The following is a 13,440-nucleotide window of genomic DNA, read 5'->3' on the forward strand; positions in this document are numbered from 1 at the left end:
TCCCGCGCCTACCCCGATCAGGAGCTGCACCTGGTGATGGACAACTACGCCGCCCACAAGACGCCAGAGGTCCGCGACTGGCTGACGGCGAATCCGCGCATCCAGGTCCACTTCACGCCGACGTCCGCTTCGTGGCTGAACCTGGTCGAGGTCTGGTTCTCGATCATCGAACGACAGGCCATCCATCGCGGCAGCTTCGGCTCCGTCAAGGATCTCAACGCCAAGATCCGCGCTTTCATCAACGGATGGAACGACCGCTGCCATCCCTTCGTCTGGACCAAGACCGCCGAGGACATCCTCACGAAGGCAAACCGTAAACCCATCTCAAACACGCGCCACTAGACACCACCCATCGTGCCGGGCAGGGACCCGTTCCTTCATCCCCGCTCCGTGACTACAACGTCATGACCCGCAACATCTAGCGCCCATTCCACGCCGGAAACGGTGAGTGTGCGTCGTACCGAGCCGATAATTGCGAGGATCGCCGCCGTGTCGGCCTCGGGGTGCAAAGGGTCGAACGGTTGAAACAGCGCGTACGTCAGTTCGACGGCATCGAGCTTCTCCCTATTGCCCAGAAGAGATCTGTCGTTGATGCCGTGGTATGCCGCGAGCTCCACCAGGAAGGTGGAGAGCTGCTCGCTGCTGGCCTTGCCGACGAGGCCACGGGCTATCTGAATGTGGGCATCCAAGGAGTCCGCATCATGGAAGACAGCAGCGGACGCCCCCTCGTCCCCACACATCCTCGATTCGAGCCAGAAGCCAGCAAGGCCCTTCCACGCGGCCGAAAGGTCCCGGCGCGCCTCCACGTACCTCTCCCAGCGCTCCACCCGCGCATCGTCGAGACCGTGGTGGATCTGCAGATATCGCAGCGACGCGGCGATGACGTGAGCACAATGCCTGAATCGTCGGGCCGCACCACAGGTGCAGGTGGGCGCGTCATGCGTATGCCGCCCGGGCACCGTCACGACCTGAGGCGCCTCACCTCTCACCAGTGCCTGCATCGAGTAGTCGTCTCGCAGCAGAACGTCGGAGACGCGATGCACCAGGCGACTGCCCTCGAGGACCACGTCAGGTTCTGCAGAACGGCCGAGCTGCTCGAGCTCCCAGGAGAGGTCCATGACGGAAGTGTCGGACATGGGTGAGACGTTTATGGGACGCAGCTGGCCCACGCGGCCGTCCCGGCCTGTCGTCACCCCACCGCGAGCATCCCCGCCACCATCACCATGGTCAGCGCCACCAGTGCGTCGAGCACCTGCCAGGAGCGGGGCCGGGAGAGCAGGCGGCCCAGGTGCCGCGCCCCGAGGCCGAGGGCGGTGAACCACACCGCGCTCCCGGCGATCGCCCCGACTGCGAAGAGGGGCGCCTCGCCGCCGTGGGTCGAGGCGATCGAGCCCAGCAGCAGCACGGTGTCGAGGTAGACGTGCGGGTTCAGCCAGGTCAGCGCGATCGCCGTCGCGAGGACCGGGCCGACGCGCGCCCGTCGGCCGGTCCCGTCGGCCTGCAGCGACTCCCCGCCGCGCAGAGCCCTGCGGCCGGCGAGGACCGCGTACCCGAGGAGGAAGACGACCCCGGCCCAGCGGGCGGCGATGACCACTTCGGGCACGGCGCGCACCAGGGCGCCCAGCCCGCCGGCCCCGGCGCCGATGAGCACCGCGTCCGAGGCGATGCACACGGCCACCACCGGCCCCACATGCTCGCGACGCAGCCCCTGGCGGAGCACGAAGACGTTCTGGGAGCCGATGGCGATGATGAGGGTGAGGCCGGCGAGGAAGCCGTGGAGCGCTGTGGTCACTCGATCGACGGTAGATCGCTCGGAGATGAAGCACCAGCAAAGCTTTGTAAGCTTTCTGAAGCACTGCTTCATCTAGCATGCCAGGATGCCGATCGATCCCGCTCTCGCCGAGACCCTTCGCGTCGTCGCCGAGGAGGGGACGCTCGACGCGGCAGCACGGCGTCTGGTCATGACCCCGTCGGCCGTGAGCCAGCGCCTGAAGCTCCTCGAGCAGCAGCTGGGGCAGCGCCTGCTGGTGCGCGCGCGGCCGGTGCGCCTCACCGAGCCTGGCCGGGTGGTGGTTCGCTTCGCCCGCTCCCACGCCCTCATCGAGCAGGAGGCGCGCGCGGAGCTGGGCCTGGAGGCCCAGGGCGAGCATCCTCGGATCGGGATCGCGGTGAACTCTGACTCCCTGGCCACCTGGTTCATGCCCGCTCTCGCTCGTTTCGGCCTGCACCACGACGCCCAGCTCGAGCTGCAACGGGAGGACCAGGACGAGACCGCACGCCTGCTCACCACGGGCGCCGCGATGGCGGCGGTGACCTCGGCGGCGTCGGCCCCGCCGGGATTCCGCGCCGTGCCTCTGGGAAGCTTGGTCTATGTCGCGGTCGCCTCCCCCGCCTGGCATCGACGATGGGCGGGGCCCGACGCACAGCCCGGCCCACCCGGACCCGAGGTACTCGCCCGCTCGCCGCGCATCGACTACGACGCCCATGACGATCTGCAGGCCACCTGGCTGCGAGGACAGGGCGTGACCCCGGCCAGCGCTCCGCGGCACCTCGTCCCCTCCACCCACGAGCTCGCCACCGCCGTCGAGGCGGGGCTCGGCTGGGCGATGCTGTTCACCCGGCAGGCGGAGCCCCTGCTCGGTCGCGGAGCCCTGATCCCACTCGGCGGCGACCCGGTGGCCACTCCCCTCTTCTGGCAGGTAGCGCGCACTCCCTCGCCGCTGCTCGAGGCGCTCACCGAGGCCGTGCTCACTACGGCGCACCGAGAGCTCGAACAGGATGACGACGGCGACAGGCGAGCCCCGGACAAGGTGGAGCAGCGGATGTCCCGAGAAGAACCCCGGCCAGCAGACACGCTTTCACCCGGCCGACGCCACTCCTGAACGATCGCTCGACCCGGACCCCGCGATATCGATCGGGTTCACCGGGGTTCGGGCCTGAGCATGGAGTACGACCTGATCCCCGGGGAGCCGGTCGTGGTCCACGAAGGCTTCTCCGCGGGGCACACCGTCTCCACGGAGTGGGCCCGCCCGCGATCGTCGATACCGCCGATGCCGTGGCCCATCTGATCCGCCTCGGCTACGGTGACCAGATCCTGCTCAGCCACGATCTGTTCCTCAAGCAGATGTGGAGCAGCATGGGCGGTGGCGGATTCGTCCTCGTGCCCACCGTCTTCCTCGAACTGCTCGTCGCGCGCGGTGTGGACCGCGACCGGGCGCAGCAGCTCATCACCACCAACCCGCAGCGATATCTCGGAGGAGCGCACCGATGACCGAGCAGAACCGGACCGGCCAGGGCCGGATCCTCGTGGTCGGATCCGTGAACGTCGACCTCGTCCTCGGGGTGCCTCGGCATCCGGAGCCGGGCGAGACCATCGCCGGCACCGGATCGCGGCGCTCCCCGGGCGGCAAGGGCGCGAACCAGGCGTGCGCGGCAGCCCGTCTGGGCGGCGACGTCCGCTTCGCGGGTCGCACGGGCACCGGGGCCGACGCCGATCTGGCGCTCGACCTGCTGCGCCGCGCCGGGGCGGACCTGACCGCCACGACCGAGGTCTCCGATGCGGAGACCGGGCTCGCCGTGGTGACCGTCGACGAGGCGGGCGAGAACAGCATCGTCATCATCGCGGGGGCGAACGGGTCCTGGACCCCGCAGGACATCGAGGAGCTCCGGGCCGAGGTGGCAGCGAGCGATCTCGTCGTCTCCCAGGGAGAGATCCCGGCCGCCGCCGTGGATCAGCTCTCGCAGCTCTGCGCCGAGACCGGCACGCGGTTCCTGCTGAACCTGGCACCGGTGATCGACGTCGCCGAGAGCACCCTCGCCATGGCGGACCCCCTCGTCGTCAACGAGTCCGAAGGACGCCTCGCACTGACCGCGCTGACCGGCTCCGACGCGCCCGACGACGACGTGGCCACAGTGCGCCGGCTGCGGGAGGCAGGCGTCCGATCCGTGGTCATGACGCGCGGCGCCCGCGGCGCGATCCTGGCCGCCGACGCAGAGAGTTCCGAGATCGGCTCCCCGACGGTGCAGGCCGTGGACACGACCGGCGCCGGCGACGCCTTCGTCGGCGCCCTGGCACTGGGCCTCGCCCGCGGCGAGAGCGCAGCCGACGCCTGCCGACGTGCTGCGCGCGTCGGCGCCTTCGCGGTGACCCGGCACGGGGCGCAGCCGTCGTACCCGCAGCAGGAGGACGTCCTGCCGGGGTGATGCCCGGGGCGGACGCACTGCTCGAGGCGCTCTGGTCGCGAGCCTTCTGCCTGAACCAGAGCTGAGCAGGGTTTCGCGGTCTCGTCGCCGGAAGAAGGACGTGAGACGATCAGCTCACGAGCTATCGACCCGGAGGAGCGTAGATGCTGTCCATCGACAGGGACACCATGGGCGATCTGGCCCGTCGACATCACGTGGTCCGTCTGGTCGCCTTCGGCTCGATGACGACCGACGCGTTCGATCCAACACGCAGCGATGCCGACTTCCTCGTCGAGTTCTCCGCGTCGTCGCCCTCCCCCTTCGAGGACTACTTCGGGCTGAAGGAGTCCCTGGAATCCAGCCTGGATCGCCCCGTCGACCTCATCTCCCCGACCAGCCTCGAGAATCCGCACTTCGCAGAGTCCGTCGCCCGGACTGCGGTCGAGATCTATGCAGCCTGACGCAGCCGCCCTGATCTGGGATGCACATCGCGCAGCCCGTCGAATCCAGGAGTTCCTCGCCGGTCGATCGCTGCAGGAGTACCGAGAGAACGTCCCTACGGCAACCCTGCTCGGGTGAACTCGTCCTGCAGGGCGGGGCGACGCCGGTTCCGCTCACGCATCTCGCGGACGTGCCGGTCGAAGTGCTCGAGTCCGCTGGCTCTCCGCGCGACATCACGGGCCTCGTGCAGCAGCTCTGCGGCACATCGGTACGCCGAGCGCTGCGCTCCGTCGACGGCGCGCTCCGCCTCTCGCATCAGGATCGGGAGAGCGTCTGAAGGATTCGTCCGAGCACGCGCACGGGCCAGCTCGAGCCACAGGCTCGAACGGCATCCGCCCTCCTGCGCAGCCTCCCACGCACCGTCGATATCCCCCTCCCACAGCAGGGAGGAGACCAGCGCAGTACAATCCCCTCCGCGAGAGCACGTGCCCAGCTCCTTGAGCACGGAAAGCGCTCGGTCACGCCAGCGCGTGAAGTCTGCGCCGGTGCCGCTCTTGAGGCTTCTGTACGTGAAGGTCCCGGGTGCATCGGTGAAGTTCTTCCACAGCAGCTCGCCCGCGAGATCCACACGGCCCGCCTCTCGATGGATGCTGGCAGCAAGCTCCAGCAGGCTCACGTCGGGGCCACCCGTCCCAAGACCACGGTCGATCCATTCCAGCGCCTCGTCCGCACGACCTTCCCGGTGCAGAAGTCCGGCGAGGCGCAGGTAGTCATGGGACACCTCAGCGTGTTCCATGAGCACCTCGATCAGCTGGTCCGTCCCGCCGAGCACCTCGGCGACCTGCTCCCGCAGGTACCGCACCGCGAACCGCCCGCCGTCCTCCTGCTCACCGCGAGCGGGCAGCCCTCTCCATCGCTCCGCCAGCAGGTCTCGATAGGTGTGCAGGCCACCTTCACCCAGGATCTCGGCGTACTCCGAAGCGGCATCGAAGAAGACTTCCGTCCAGCTGTCCACCGCCTGCTCGACGAGAGTGGCGGCGAGAGCGTCGGGATCAGGGGCCACCGACTTGCTCGCCCGCAGATGGATCTCCTCGATCTGCTGCAGAACCATCACGAGCCCGCCGTCGGAGTCATCAGCACACTGGCCGAACTCGCCGACCAGATCGAGAGCGAACAGCGTCAACCGGGCGGCTGAGGCTGCGAACCCTTCCTCGATGAGTTCCCCGACCTCGTCGAGCACCTCGCCGATGCCCCAGAAATAGTCTCCGGCGTCCCGGTAGTGCACGAAACCCTCGACAGAGAAGGCTTCGACCAGCGCCGATCTCAGCGGCGCCTCATCGAACGCCGTGGCCGCCGGTGCCCCGGCCTCGACGAGCAGTCGCGCGCGGAGCATCGCATCCACTCGAGTTGCCGCCAGCAGCTCGCCCACCAGCCTGCCCACCGGCAGCTGCGCGAGATGGGCACGAAGCAGCTCGTCCTCCTCGTCACCTGCTCGTGGCTCAACGTCTCGTGTGCCCTCCCCGGATGCGGAGCCGACGACGGTCACCTCGGGCTCCGGGGAACTGGATCCGGACACATCTGGGGTGTCCTCGGAGTCCACCTCCAGCCAGCGCAGCAGCACGGCGACCATGTGCTTGCAGACGTCCCAGTCCTCCGCGAAGGGACAGGTGCAGCTACCGAGGAATCCACGCTCCGCCAGCTCGATCTCCACCTCGTAGTCCTCGGATCCGGTGACGACCGCAGCGACATGCCTCGTGGTATGCCCGAGCAGGCGCACTCGCCCGTCGGCCGCGTAGCGACGGCCGCGTTCGAAGAGGACGTCACCCACCCGGTCGCTGAGCACATCCACAGAGATCTCCGACTTCCGCATACGGCAAGTCTGACGCACCCCTCTGCCCAGGGAGCCCCCCGACCAGGACGTGGGCGATCAGCGGTGCACATCGCGTTCTACCAGCCCGACACCGCGCACCACCCCCGCTCGAGCATCAGTTCCAGACCGAACCGCTGCGAGGAGAGCGGAACCGCTGCGGAAGAGCTCCTCGACACCCTCAACACCTGGCTCGCACCTGCTGGTTCTCGGACAGGGCGTGGTGGACGAGTTCTCGGACAGAGCGTGGTGCACGGCGCGCTCAGGCCTTCGCCCAGCCTCCCCGCCTACGCTGACCGGAGTCGTCCAGCCCGCGGCCGCCTGCGCGCCGCCGCGCTGACCACCCAGAGCATCAGGAGGCATCCATGACGGGCAACGGGGCATTCGTCGAGGTCGACGTGGCAGCCGGCCGCGTGCGTGGCGCATGGCGAGGGGAGCCCGGCGCGGCGGGCGCGTCCGCCGCGTTCCTCGGCATCCCGTTCGCCGAGGCGCCCGTCGGCGAGCTGCGGTTCGCCGCCCCGGTGCCGAAGGCTCCATGGGCCGGGGTGCTCGACGCGCTCGAGCACGGGCCCACTCCGCAGCGCGGCGATCCCGGCATCACGCTGATCCCCGAGCCGAGCATCCCGGGCGACGCGACCCTGAACCTCAACGTGTTCACGCCCTCCCCCGACGCCGGGGAGGAGAGCCCCGCGCTGCCGGTGCTGGTGTGGATCCATGGCGGCGGCTTCGTCTCCGGGTCCGCGGCGAGCCCCTGGTACGACGGCCGCGCCTTCACCCGCGACGGGGTGGTCGTCGTGACCGTCTCGTACCGGCTCGGGTTCGACGGCTTCGGCTGGATCGAGGATGCGCCCTCGAACCGCGGGGTGCGCGACTGGCTGCTGGCGCTGGAGTGGGTGCGCGAGAACATCATCGCGTTCGGCGGCGATCCGGACCGCGTCACCCTCGCCGGGCAGTCCGCCGGCGGCGGCGCCGTGCAGACGCTGCTCGGCATGAACGCGGCCCAGCATCTCTTCCACAGCGTCTACTCGATCTCGGGTGTGACCACGGACGTCACACACGAGCGCAGCGAGACGTTCGGACGGGAGCTCGCCGCAGTCCTCGGCGTCGAGCCGACCCGCGTCGGGTTCAGCACGCTCAGCGAGGAGCGGATCCATGAGGCGGAGAAGGAGGCGACCGCGATGACCCCGGCGACGCTCCCGAGCCTGCTCGAGCACGGCCTGCCGCTCGGCCCGACCATCGACGGCGAGCTCATCCTCCGGCCGACGGACGAGTCGCTCGCCGCTGGCGTCGGCGCCGACAAACCGCTGGTGCTCGGCACGACCGACGACGAGTTCTCGATGGTCTTCGCCCAGAACGCGAGAAAGATGCGCATGATCCCGAAGTCGTTCCTGCTGCGCAAGCTGGGGATGCCGAAGCAGACGATGAAGCCCTACCTCGCCGCGAACGCCGAGGTCGCCTCCCGCGGCACCGCCCGTATCGGCGGACGCTTCCTCACCGACCGCATGTTCCGCACGGCGCTGCTGCGCACGGTCTCTGCCCGCCAGGACGGCCAGCGCGTCGCGGCCGACGCTGCGCAGGCCGCCATGGACCGCGGGGTCTCAGCTGCAGCACGCAGCGAGGCTCCGACCTGGGTGTACCGGTTCTCGTGGCCGTCGGGGGTGTTCGGCTTCGCCCAGCACTGCCTCGACGTGCCGTTCTTCTTCGACTGCCTGGGCTCGCCCATCGGCATGGATGCGCTCACCGGCCCGAATCCTCCGCAGGAGCTCGCCGACGACGTCCACGCCGCAGCCGTCGCCTTCATCGCCGGCGGCGATCCGGGATGGGAGCAGTACACCGAGCCCGGACGCTCGACGCAGATCTTCGACACCCCGACCTCGCAGGTCGCCTACGGGTATCGGAGCGTGCGACCGTTGCTGTGACGGGACCTGCGGCCAACGCACGGGAGGGAGCTCACCACCCATGAGCATCAGACTGCTGCGCTTCCAGGCCGAATAGTTCCGACTCGCACCCGGCGGCGACGTCAGGGAGCTCTCAGCGCTCCCACCCCGTGACCAGGACCGGTCTGGCCGCGTAGGTGGCGACTGGATTCGCCAGCGGGCTGGGTTCGTGCTGCCCGGTCGAGACCAGCTGCAGGCCCGGAAGGCGCGTGACGAGGGCCCGGAAGGCTTCGTCGAGCTCGACCCGGGCGACCTGCTGCCCGATGCAGCCGTGCGGGCCGTGCCCGAAGGCGACGTGCCCCCGAGCATCGCGACGCACGTCGAAGGCGTCCGGGTCCTCGAACCGTCGCTCGTCGCGGTTCGCGGAGACCGTCGAGACCGAGACGGTCGTCCCGGCCGCGATGGTGCGATCCGCGATCTCCACGTCCTCGGTGGCGGTGCGGGGGAACACGGTGAGGAACATCGTGCAGAAGCGCACGATCTCCTCGACGGCCCCTGGCACGAGATCGGGGTCCGCGACGAGGGTCCGGTACTGCTCGGCACTGTCCAGGAGCGCGACCGTGCCGGTCGAGATCATGAAGGCGACCGTGTCCCGACCGGACATGCTCAGCATGTGCAGCAGCCCCTCGACCTCGGCGGCGGAGAGGTCGTCGTTCGCGAGCAGGTCGCTGATCACGTCCTCCCCCGGATCCGCTCGCCGCACCTCGATCGCCTCCCGCAGCAGGTCGTGCCGGTCCTGGGGCGGGGCGCCGTGGACGAAGCACTGCGCGTAGCGGTCCACCAGATCGTCGCTCACCCCGAGCACGAGCGCGTGGACCCGGATCGAGATCGGCTCGGCGAAATGCTCGAGCAGATCCGCGACGGGGCCGGCGGCGATCAGGTTCTCCAGCTCCTCGGCCACGATCTCCGCGATGCGCGGCCGGTGCGTCCGCCCTGCCCGCACGGAGAAGCGTCCCGTGACAGCCTTACGCAGCCGCCGGTGCTCCTCACCGTCGAGTCCGAGGATGTTCGTGCTGGCCACGGCGAGCGCGCCGGCATCGTCCAGCGGGCCGCCGGGGAACCCGTCGTCGAGCTGGGCGTCGCTGCGGGGCATGCGCTGGGGCTGCTGGCTGAAGCGCCGATCGGACAGCACCTCCTTCGCCTCGTCGTACCGGGTGACGAGCAGGCCCTCATGCCCGTCCCGGAAGTCCAGCGGCACGAGCGCGTCGGCGTCCCGCCACCGCGCGAACAGCGCCGACGGCTGCGTCGGCATCGAGTCCGCGGGGAGCACGCGCGCCCCGTGGCCCAGGGGGCATGCGGTCATCGTGGGGTCTCCTGGGTCGCTTGGTGTCTCCGGGACATGGGTCAGCCCGTGACCCTGATGGCGCGGGACGGACACAGGGCCTCGGCATCGCGCACCGCGGTGCCGCCCTCGGACTCCGGATCCTCTGCCGCGTTCGGATCCAGGAGCACGACGAGGCCGTCGTCATCCTGGTCGAAGACGTCCGGTGCGGTGAGCGCGCACTGCCCCGCCCCGACACACACTGCTCGGTCGACATCGATCTGCATCATGGCCTGCCTCCCCGTCCGGGTATCTCGGAGGAACCACGATATGCCGCCAACGGTCGCAGAACACGGAGTATCTTGGGCATCTCGCTGAGGATGTTGCTCCATCGATCCCCACGTCGCCACCACCGCTGCCATCGCCCCGCCGCCAGCACCAGCACCAGCACCAGCACCAACACCAGCACCACTGTCATCGCCACCGTCACCGCGAATCGAGGCACCAGCCGACATGCCGAGCCCCGACCCCGCCGTGCGACTCCGTGACCGCTTCCCGACGCTGCGGCTCGCCGGCGTCGCCGCGGAGAGGTATCCGCGGTTCATCAACCCCGTCGTCGACCCCCATCACCTCGACGTCCTGCTCCTGACCTTCGTGCTCTCCGGGCAGGGGCACCACCTCATGGGGGCCACGACGCAGAAGATCGTCTCCCCGTCGGTCTCGGTCACGGCACCCGGGCAGACCCACAGCCTCGTCACCGACGACAACGGGCTCGAGGTTGTGAACGTCTTCCTCGACCCCGATCTCCACCCGCTGCCGAACCTGCAGCCCCCGCACGACGAGGCCCTGGCGGCCTTCCTCCCCCTGCCCTCGGCCCCGCAGGTGGTCACCACCGACCTCGCACAGGTCGAACTGGCACCGTCGGACACGATCGCACCGCTGCTCGATCTGCTCGTGCAGGAGACGGAGCATCCGCGGAGCCTCGACCTGCTGTCCTCGCTGCGCACCACGCTGCTCGCCACCTGCGCACACGCCGTGATCGCCCGCGGGCTCATCAAGGCGACCACGTGGACCCACCCGTCGGACGACCGTGTGCTCGCCGTGCGCGACTGGCTCGACCGGCATTACCGCGAGCCGCACACCCTGGCCTCGCTCGCGCAGCGCGCCCAGCTCGAGCGCACCTACTTCTCCTCCCGCTTCACGAAGGTCGTCGGACTCCCCTCGAGCGAATACATCGCGCGTCTGCGCATCCGCTACGCCCTCAGCCTGCTCCAGGCGACCGACGAGCCGATCGCCGCCATCGCCCGGAGCAGCGGCTTCCACGACCTGTCGAACTTCGGCCGCACGTTCAGCCGGCTCATGGGGAGGCCGCCGCGGCAGTTCCGCGCGGAGACCCGGAGCGTCCGCCACGACGCGTCGGACGGCGGCGAGGGCGCCGGCTGACCGCCCACCGGCCGTCCAGGCTCGCCGTGGCAGGATGCCCGCACTGCATGATGTGAGCATGGATGAGGGAGGTGGATCATGGCCTGGATCGTCGACGTGGTGATCGCGCTGATCCTGCTGGGCACCACGGCCTCCGGCCTGAGGTCGGGTTTCGCCGCAACCCTGGGAGCGCTGGCAGGTCTCGCCGCCGGGGCGTGCGCGGCCGTATGGGCCATGCCCTTCGTCTCCGACGCCATCGATCCTCCGTGGCGCCTCGTGGCGGTGATCGGCACGCTCATCGCGCTGCTCGTCGTGGGCAGCGGCATCGGCGGACGGATCGGTCACGCGGTGCGGCGCGGGGCCGATCGCCTGCACCTGGGGGTCATCGACCGCCTCCTCGGCGGCGCTCTCGGGCTCGTGATCGGGCTGGTCGTGGTCTTCCTGGCCGGGAGCGTCGTCGCCGGATCCGACGTCTCCGGCTCCGACCTCCCCGCCCTCACGACCGCTGTGGACTCCTCCCGCGTGCTGCAGTTCGTGGACCAGGTGACGCCCTCGCTGTTCGACGGCGTGCTCGCTCGGCTCCGCTGACACCTGCGGGGTGACTCGCAGCGGTGCGCGGCCCGTCGTGCGGCGCTGATTTCCCGCTGCCGCGCATCCCATGGTGGTGCGTCACGAGGTGCTCGTACACCTCCGAGTGCCGCTGCCCCCTCCCGGGATGTGAAGTAGTGCAGCAGTGCGCCGTGTACCCCCGATACCCAGCTGGAAATGCTCAGGAGGAGCGCAGTACTGCGTTTGCGATCAGCAGGTCGAGGCGACGCACATCGATGTGCTTGCCGACATTGATCTTGATATGGCCGGCTCGCGTCCAGAGCTCGATCTCCGCATTCAGGTCCAGGGTGCCGGCGTTCTCCGAGGACCACATGTTGATCGCCGAGTACGGCAGGGAGTAGATCTCCACCTTCTTCCCGCGGAGCCCCTGGGCGTCCCTGACGATCAGCCTCTTCGTCGTGAAGACGGCAGAATCGCGGAACGTCTTCTACGCCGCGATCGCGCGCTCCTCCGGGACGAGCAGCGGCGTGACATCTCCTGGGACCGGGCACTCCTCAAGGAAGGTCCACGAGGTGATCGCAGCAACCGACGTGTCCATAACTGACTCCTTGACTTCGATGAACGACCTGTTCAGCAGGGATCGCTGGGTCTGTGACCTGCACTCAGCGAAGAGTAGCGGCGGGCACTGACACCCGGATAGTGCCTCACGCCCCTGCGGCGAGGACCGTTCTCGTCGCGAGATGGTCGCTGCTCCCGGCGCGGAACGAGGTCGAGGAGGCGACGTCGAGACCCCGGGTGAAGACGTGGTCAATCCGGGCGACGGGGGCGCTCGCGGGCCAGGTGAATCCCGGCGAGATGCCGGTGGGACGCACCCAGTCCGCGGCAGCGCGCAGCGGTCGCAGCGCGGGATCCGTGGAGGCGGCGTTGAAGTCGCCGACCACCAGGACCCGCTCCGAGCGATCTGCGGCGATCACGTCGGCGACCTGGGAGAGCATCTCGTCGCGCCCCTCCTGCTTGCCGAGACGCACGGAGGCCGCGTGCACCAGGTACAGGGAGACGTCCCCGGCAGGAGCCTGGACGGTCACGCGCGCCGCGCGCTTCCACCCCAGCCCCAGCGAGAGCGGTTCGCCCGCGCCGAGCGGGTACCGGCTCCAGATCCCCTCCGTCCCGACCTCGTACCGGTAGGGGTAGTCGGCATCGAGGACCGACTGCGCCGCCGCCCGGCTGTCGGCATCGAGCTCCGTGAGAGCGATGACGCCCGCGCCCTCATCGACCGCGGCCCGGGCGGAGTCCGCGGCGGTCCCGGATTCGGCCCTGACGTTCTGGGCGACGACGACCATCGGGTCGCCCTGTGCATCGGAGCCGACACCCGGCATCGCGGGGACCATCGCGGCGGCCCAGAGGAGTGTCGGCACCAGGAGCACGACGATGCTGCGGCGAGCCGACCACACCGCGAGGATCAGGCAGAGCACGAGCGGGATCGCCAGCCACGGAAGCAGGACAGCACCGATCGTTCCCGCCACTCCGGGGATCCAGCCGCAGACGATCAGCGCGACGAGCACCACCGCGAGGACGACCACGACCCGTTCGCGCCGCACAGGGCGACGGGCCAGCTCCGGCGCGCGCAGAACCTCCGAGGGCGCAGCATCCGAGGGCAGGGACTCTGAGTGCGGCGACTGCGAGGGTGGGGCAGACGTCATGATGAGCTCCTCACGAACGGCCGGATCATCGGCAACCGGGCGGCTCCGGGGGCGCCGGGCGACGAACGCGATGACGCTCGC

The 13,440-nt window shown here is 69.7% G+C and carries 14 protein-coding genes and 1 pseudogene; 8 read left to right on the top strand and 7 right to left on the bottom strand.

The genetic code is table 11. The annotated features are described in order from the left end of the window. Nucleotides 1-342: transposase (locus tag INT49_RS18265; RefSeq protein WP_193119179.1), on the top strand; the 342-nt coding region annotated here is incomplete at its 5' end. Nucleotides 343-377: 35 nt separating this feature from the next. Here the strand turns inward: INT49_RS18265 and INT49_RS18270 are convergent. After that, nucleotides 378-1,118 carry a hypothetical protein gene (locus INT49_RS18270; protein ID WP_193119180.1) on the bottom strand — a complete coding sequence of 247 codons (741 nt, stop codon included), beginning with the start codon at nucleotides 1,116-1,118 and terminating at the stop codon, nucleotides 378-380. Nucleotides 1,119-1,189: 71 nt separating this feature from the next. Then, entirely contained in the window at nucleotides 1,190-1,792 is a 603-nt protein-coding gene (locus INT49_RS18275) for a LysE/ArgO family amino acid transporter (protein ID WP_319021697.1), read from the bottom strand. An 85-nt stretch (nucleotides 1,793-1,877) separates the two neighbouring features. Here INT49_RS18275 and INT49_RS18280 point away from each other — a divergent pair, with 85 nt between their 5' ends. The 4 genes from INT49_RS18280 (at nucleotide 1,878) to INT49_RS18295 (ending at nucleotide 4,643) form a co-directional block, all read left to right on the top strand. Continuing rightward, on the top strand, nucleotides 1,878-2,882 hold the full coding sequence (locus INT49_RS18280) for an ArgP/LysG family DNA-binding transcriptional regulator (protein WP_193119182.1): 1,005 nt from the start codon (nucleotides 1,878-1,880) through the stop codon (nucleotides 2,880-2,882). Nucleotides 2,883-3,055: 173 nt separating this feature from the next. After that, the gene (locus INT49_RS18285; protein WP_193119183.1) at nucleotides 3,056-3,271 is read left to right on the top strand and encodes an amidohydrolase family protein; all 216 of its coding nucleotides are present in this window, start codon (nucleotides 3,056-3,058) and stop codon (nucleotides 3,269-3,271) included. Then, a complete protein-coding gene (locus tag INT49_RS18290; RefSeq protein ID WP_193119184.1) occupies nucleotides 3,268-4,203 on the top strand; it encodes a ribokinase in 936 nt (311 codons plus the stop codon). The genes INT49_RS18285 and INT49_RS18290 overlap by 4 nt, the downstream gene beginning before the upstream one ends. 143 nt (nucleotides 4,204-4,346) lie before the next feature. Continuing rightward, nucleotides 4,347-4,643 (top strand): nucleotidyltransferase family protein, encoded by a 297-nt coding sequence (locus INT49_RS18295; protein ID WP_226850927.1) that lies wholly within the window; start codon nucleotides 4,347-4,349, stop codon nucleotides 4,641-4,643. Between the two features lie 95 nt (nucleotides 4,644-4,738). On the opposite strand, the gene INT49_RS18300 is transcribed toward INT49_RS18295, so the two are convergent. Further along, on the bottom strand, nucleotides 4,739-6,493 hold the full coding sequence (locus tag INT49_RS18300) for an SWIM zinc finger family protein (RefSeq protein WP_193119185.1): 1,755 nt from the start codon (nucleotides 6,491-6,493) through the stop codon (nucleotides 4,739-4,741). 362 nt (nucleotides 6,494-6,855) lie between these two features. Between INT49_RS18300 and INT49_RS18305 the strand changes: the two genes are divergently transcribed. Next, the gene (locus INT49_RS18305) at nucleotides 6,856-8,409 is read left to right on the top strand and encodes a carboxylesterase/lipase family protein (protein WP_193119186.1); all 1,554 of its coding nucleotides are present in this window, start codon (nucleotides 6,856-6,858) and stop codon (nucleotides 8,407-8,409) included. Nucleotides 8,410-8,521: 112 nt separating this feature from the next. Here the strand turns inward: INT49_RS18305 and INT49_RS18310 are convergent, their stop codons facing one another. Together INT49_RS18310 and INT49_RS18315 are read right to left on the bottom strand one after the other, a co-directional pair. Continuing rightward, entirely contained in the window at nucleotides 8,522-9,730 is a 1,209-nt protein-coding gene (locus INT49_RS18310) for a cytochrome P450 (RefSeq protein ID WP_193119187.1), read from the bottom strand. Between the two features lie 41 nt (nucleotides 9,731-9,771). Next, nucleotides 9,772-9,978, bottom strand: a complete 207-nt coding sequence (locus INT49_RS18315) for a ferredoxin (RefSeq protein ID WP_226850929.1) — start codon at nucleotides 9,976-9,978, stop codon at nucleotides 9,772-9,774. Nucleotides 9,979-10,201: 223 nt separating this feature from the next. Between INT49_RS18315 and INT49_RS18320 the strand changes: the two genes are divergently transcribed. Next, complete coding sequence (locus INT49_RS18320; protein ID WP_193119188.1) at nucleotides 10,202-11,131, top strand: AraC family transcriptional regulator; 930 nt, start codon at nucleotides 10,202-10,204, stop codon at nucleotides 11,129-11,131. Between the two features lie 78 nt (nucleotides 11,132-11,209). Next, nucleotides 11,210-11,698, top strand: coding sequence for a CvpA family protein (locus INT49_RS18325; RefSeq protein WP_193119189.1), 489 nt, complete (start codon nucleotides 11,210-11,212; stop codon nucleotides 11,696-11,698). 181 nt (nucleotides 11,699-11,879) lie between these two features. Here the strand turns inward: INT49_RS18325 and INT49_RS18330 are convergent. Together INT49_RS18330 and INT49_RS18335 are read right to left on the bottom strand one after the other, a co-directional pair. Continuing rightward, nucleotides 11,880-12,257: pseudogene (locus INT49_RS18330) on the bottom strand (PH domain-containing protein). 106 nt (nucleotides 12,258-12,363) lie between these two features. Beyond that, complete coding sequence (locus INT49_RS18335) at nucleotides 12,364-13,359, bottom strand: endonuclease/exonuclease/phosphatase family protein (RefSeq protein WP_193119190.1); 996 nt, start codon at nucleotides 13,357-13,359, stop codon at nucleotides 12,364-12,366. Between the last annotated feature and the right edge of the window lie 81 nt (nucleotides 13,360-13,440).

Origin of the sequence: Brachybacterium tyrofermentans, from assembly GCF_014897585.1 — a bacterium.
GTDB classification, from domain to species: Bacteria; Actinomycetota; Actinomycetes; order Actinomycetales; family Dermabacteraceae; genus Brachybacterium; species Brachybacterium tyrofermentans.

Bases quoted from the DNA above. Each gene is read 5' to 3' on its own strand.
- INT49_RS18325 (WP_193119189.1), top strand. From the start codon at position 11,210: ATGGCCTGGATCGTCGACGTGGTGATCGCGCTGATCCTGCTGGGCACC.
- INT49_RS18305 (WP_193119186.1), top strand. From the start codon at position 6,856: ATGACGGGCAACGGGGCATTCGTCGAGGTCGACGTGGCAGCCGGCCGC.
- INT49_RS18270 (WP_193119180.1), bottom strand. From the start codon at position 1,118: ATGGACCTCTCCTGGGAGCTCGAGCAGCTCGGCCGTTCTGCAGAACCT.
- INT49_RS18320 (WP_193119188.1), top strand. From the start codon at position 10,202: ATGCCGAGCCCCGACCCCGCCGTGCGACTCCGTGACCGCTTCCCGACG.
- INT49_RS18290 (WP_193119184.1), top strand. From the start codon at position 3,268: ATGACCGAGCAGAACCGGACCGGCCAGGGCCGGATCCTCGTGGTCGGA.
- INT49_RS18280 (WP_193119182.1), top strand. From the start codon at position 1,878: ATGCCGATCGATCCCGCTCTCGCCGAGACCCTTCGCGTCGTCGCCGAG.
- INT49_RS18335 (WP_193119190.1), bottom strand. From the start codon at position 13,359: ATGACGTCTGCCCCACCCTCGCAGTCGCCGCACTCAGAGTCCCTGCCC.
- INT49_RS18315 (WP_226850929.1), bottom strand. From the start codon at position 9,978: ATGATGCAGATCGATGTCGACCGAGCAGTGTGTGTCGGGGCGGGGCAG.
- INT49_RS18310 (WP_193119187.1), bottom strand. From the start codon at position 9,730: ATGACCGCATGCCCCCTGGGCCACGGGGCGCGCGTGCTCCCCGCGGAC.
- INT49_RS18300 (WP_193119185.1), bottom strand. From the start codon at position 6,493: ATGCGGAAGTCGGAGATCTCTGTGGATGTGCTCAGCGACCGGGTGGGT.
- INT49_RS18295 (WP_226850927.1), top strand. From the start codon at position 4,347: ATGCTGTCCATCGACAGGGACACCATGGGCGATCTGGCCCGTCGACAT.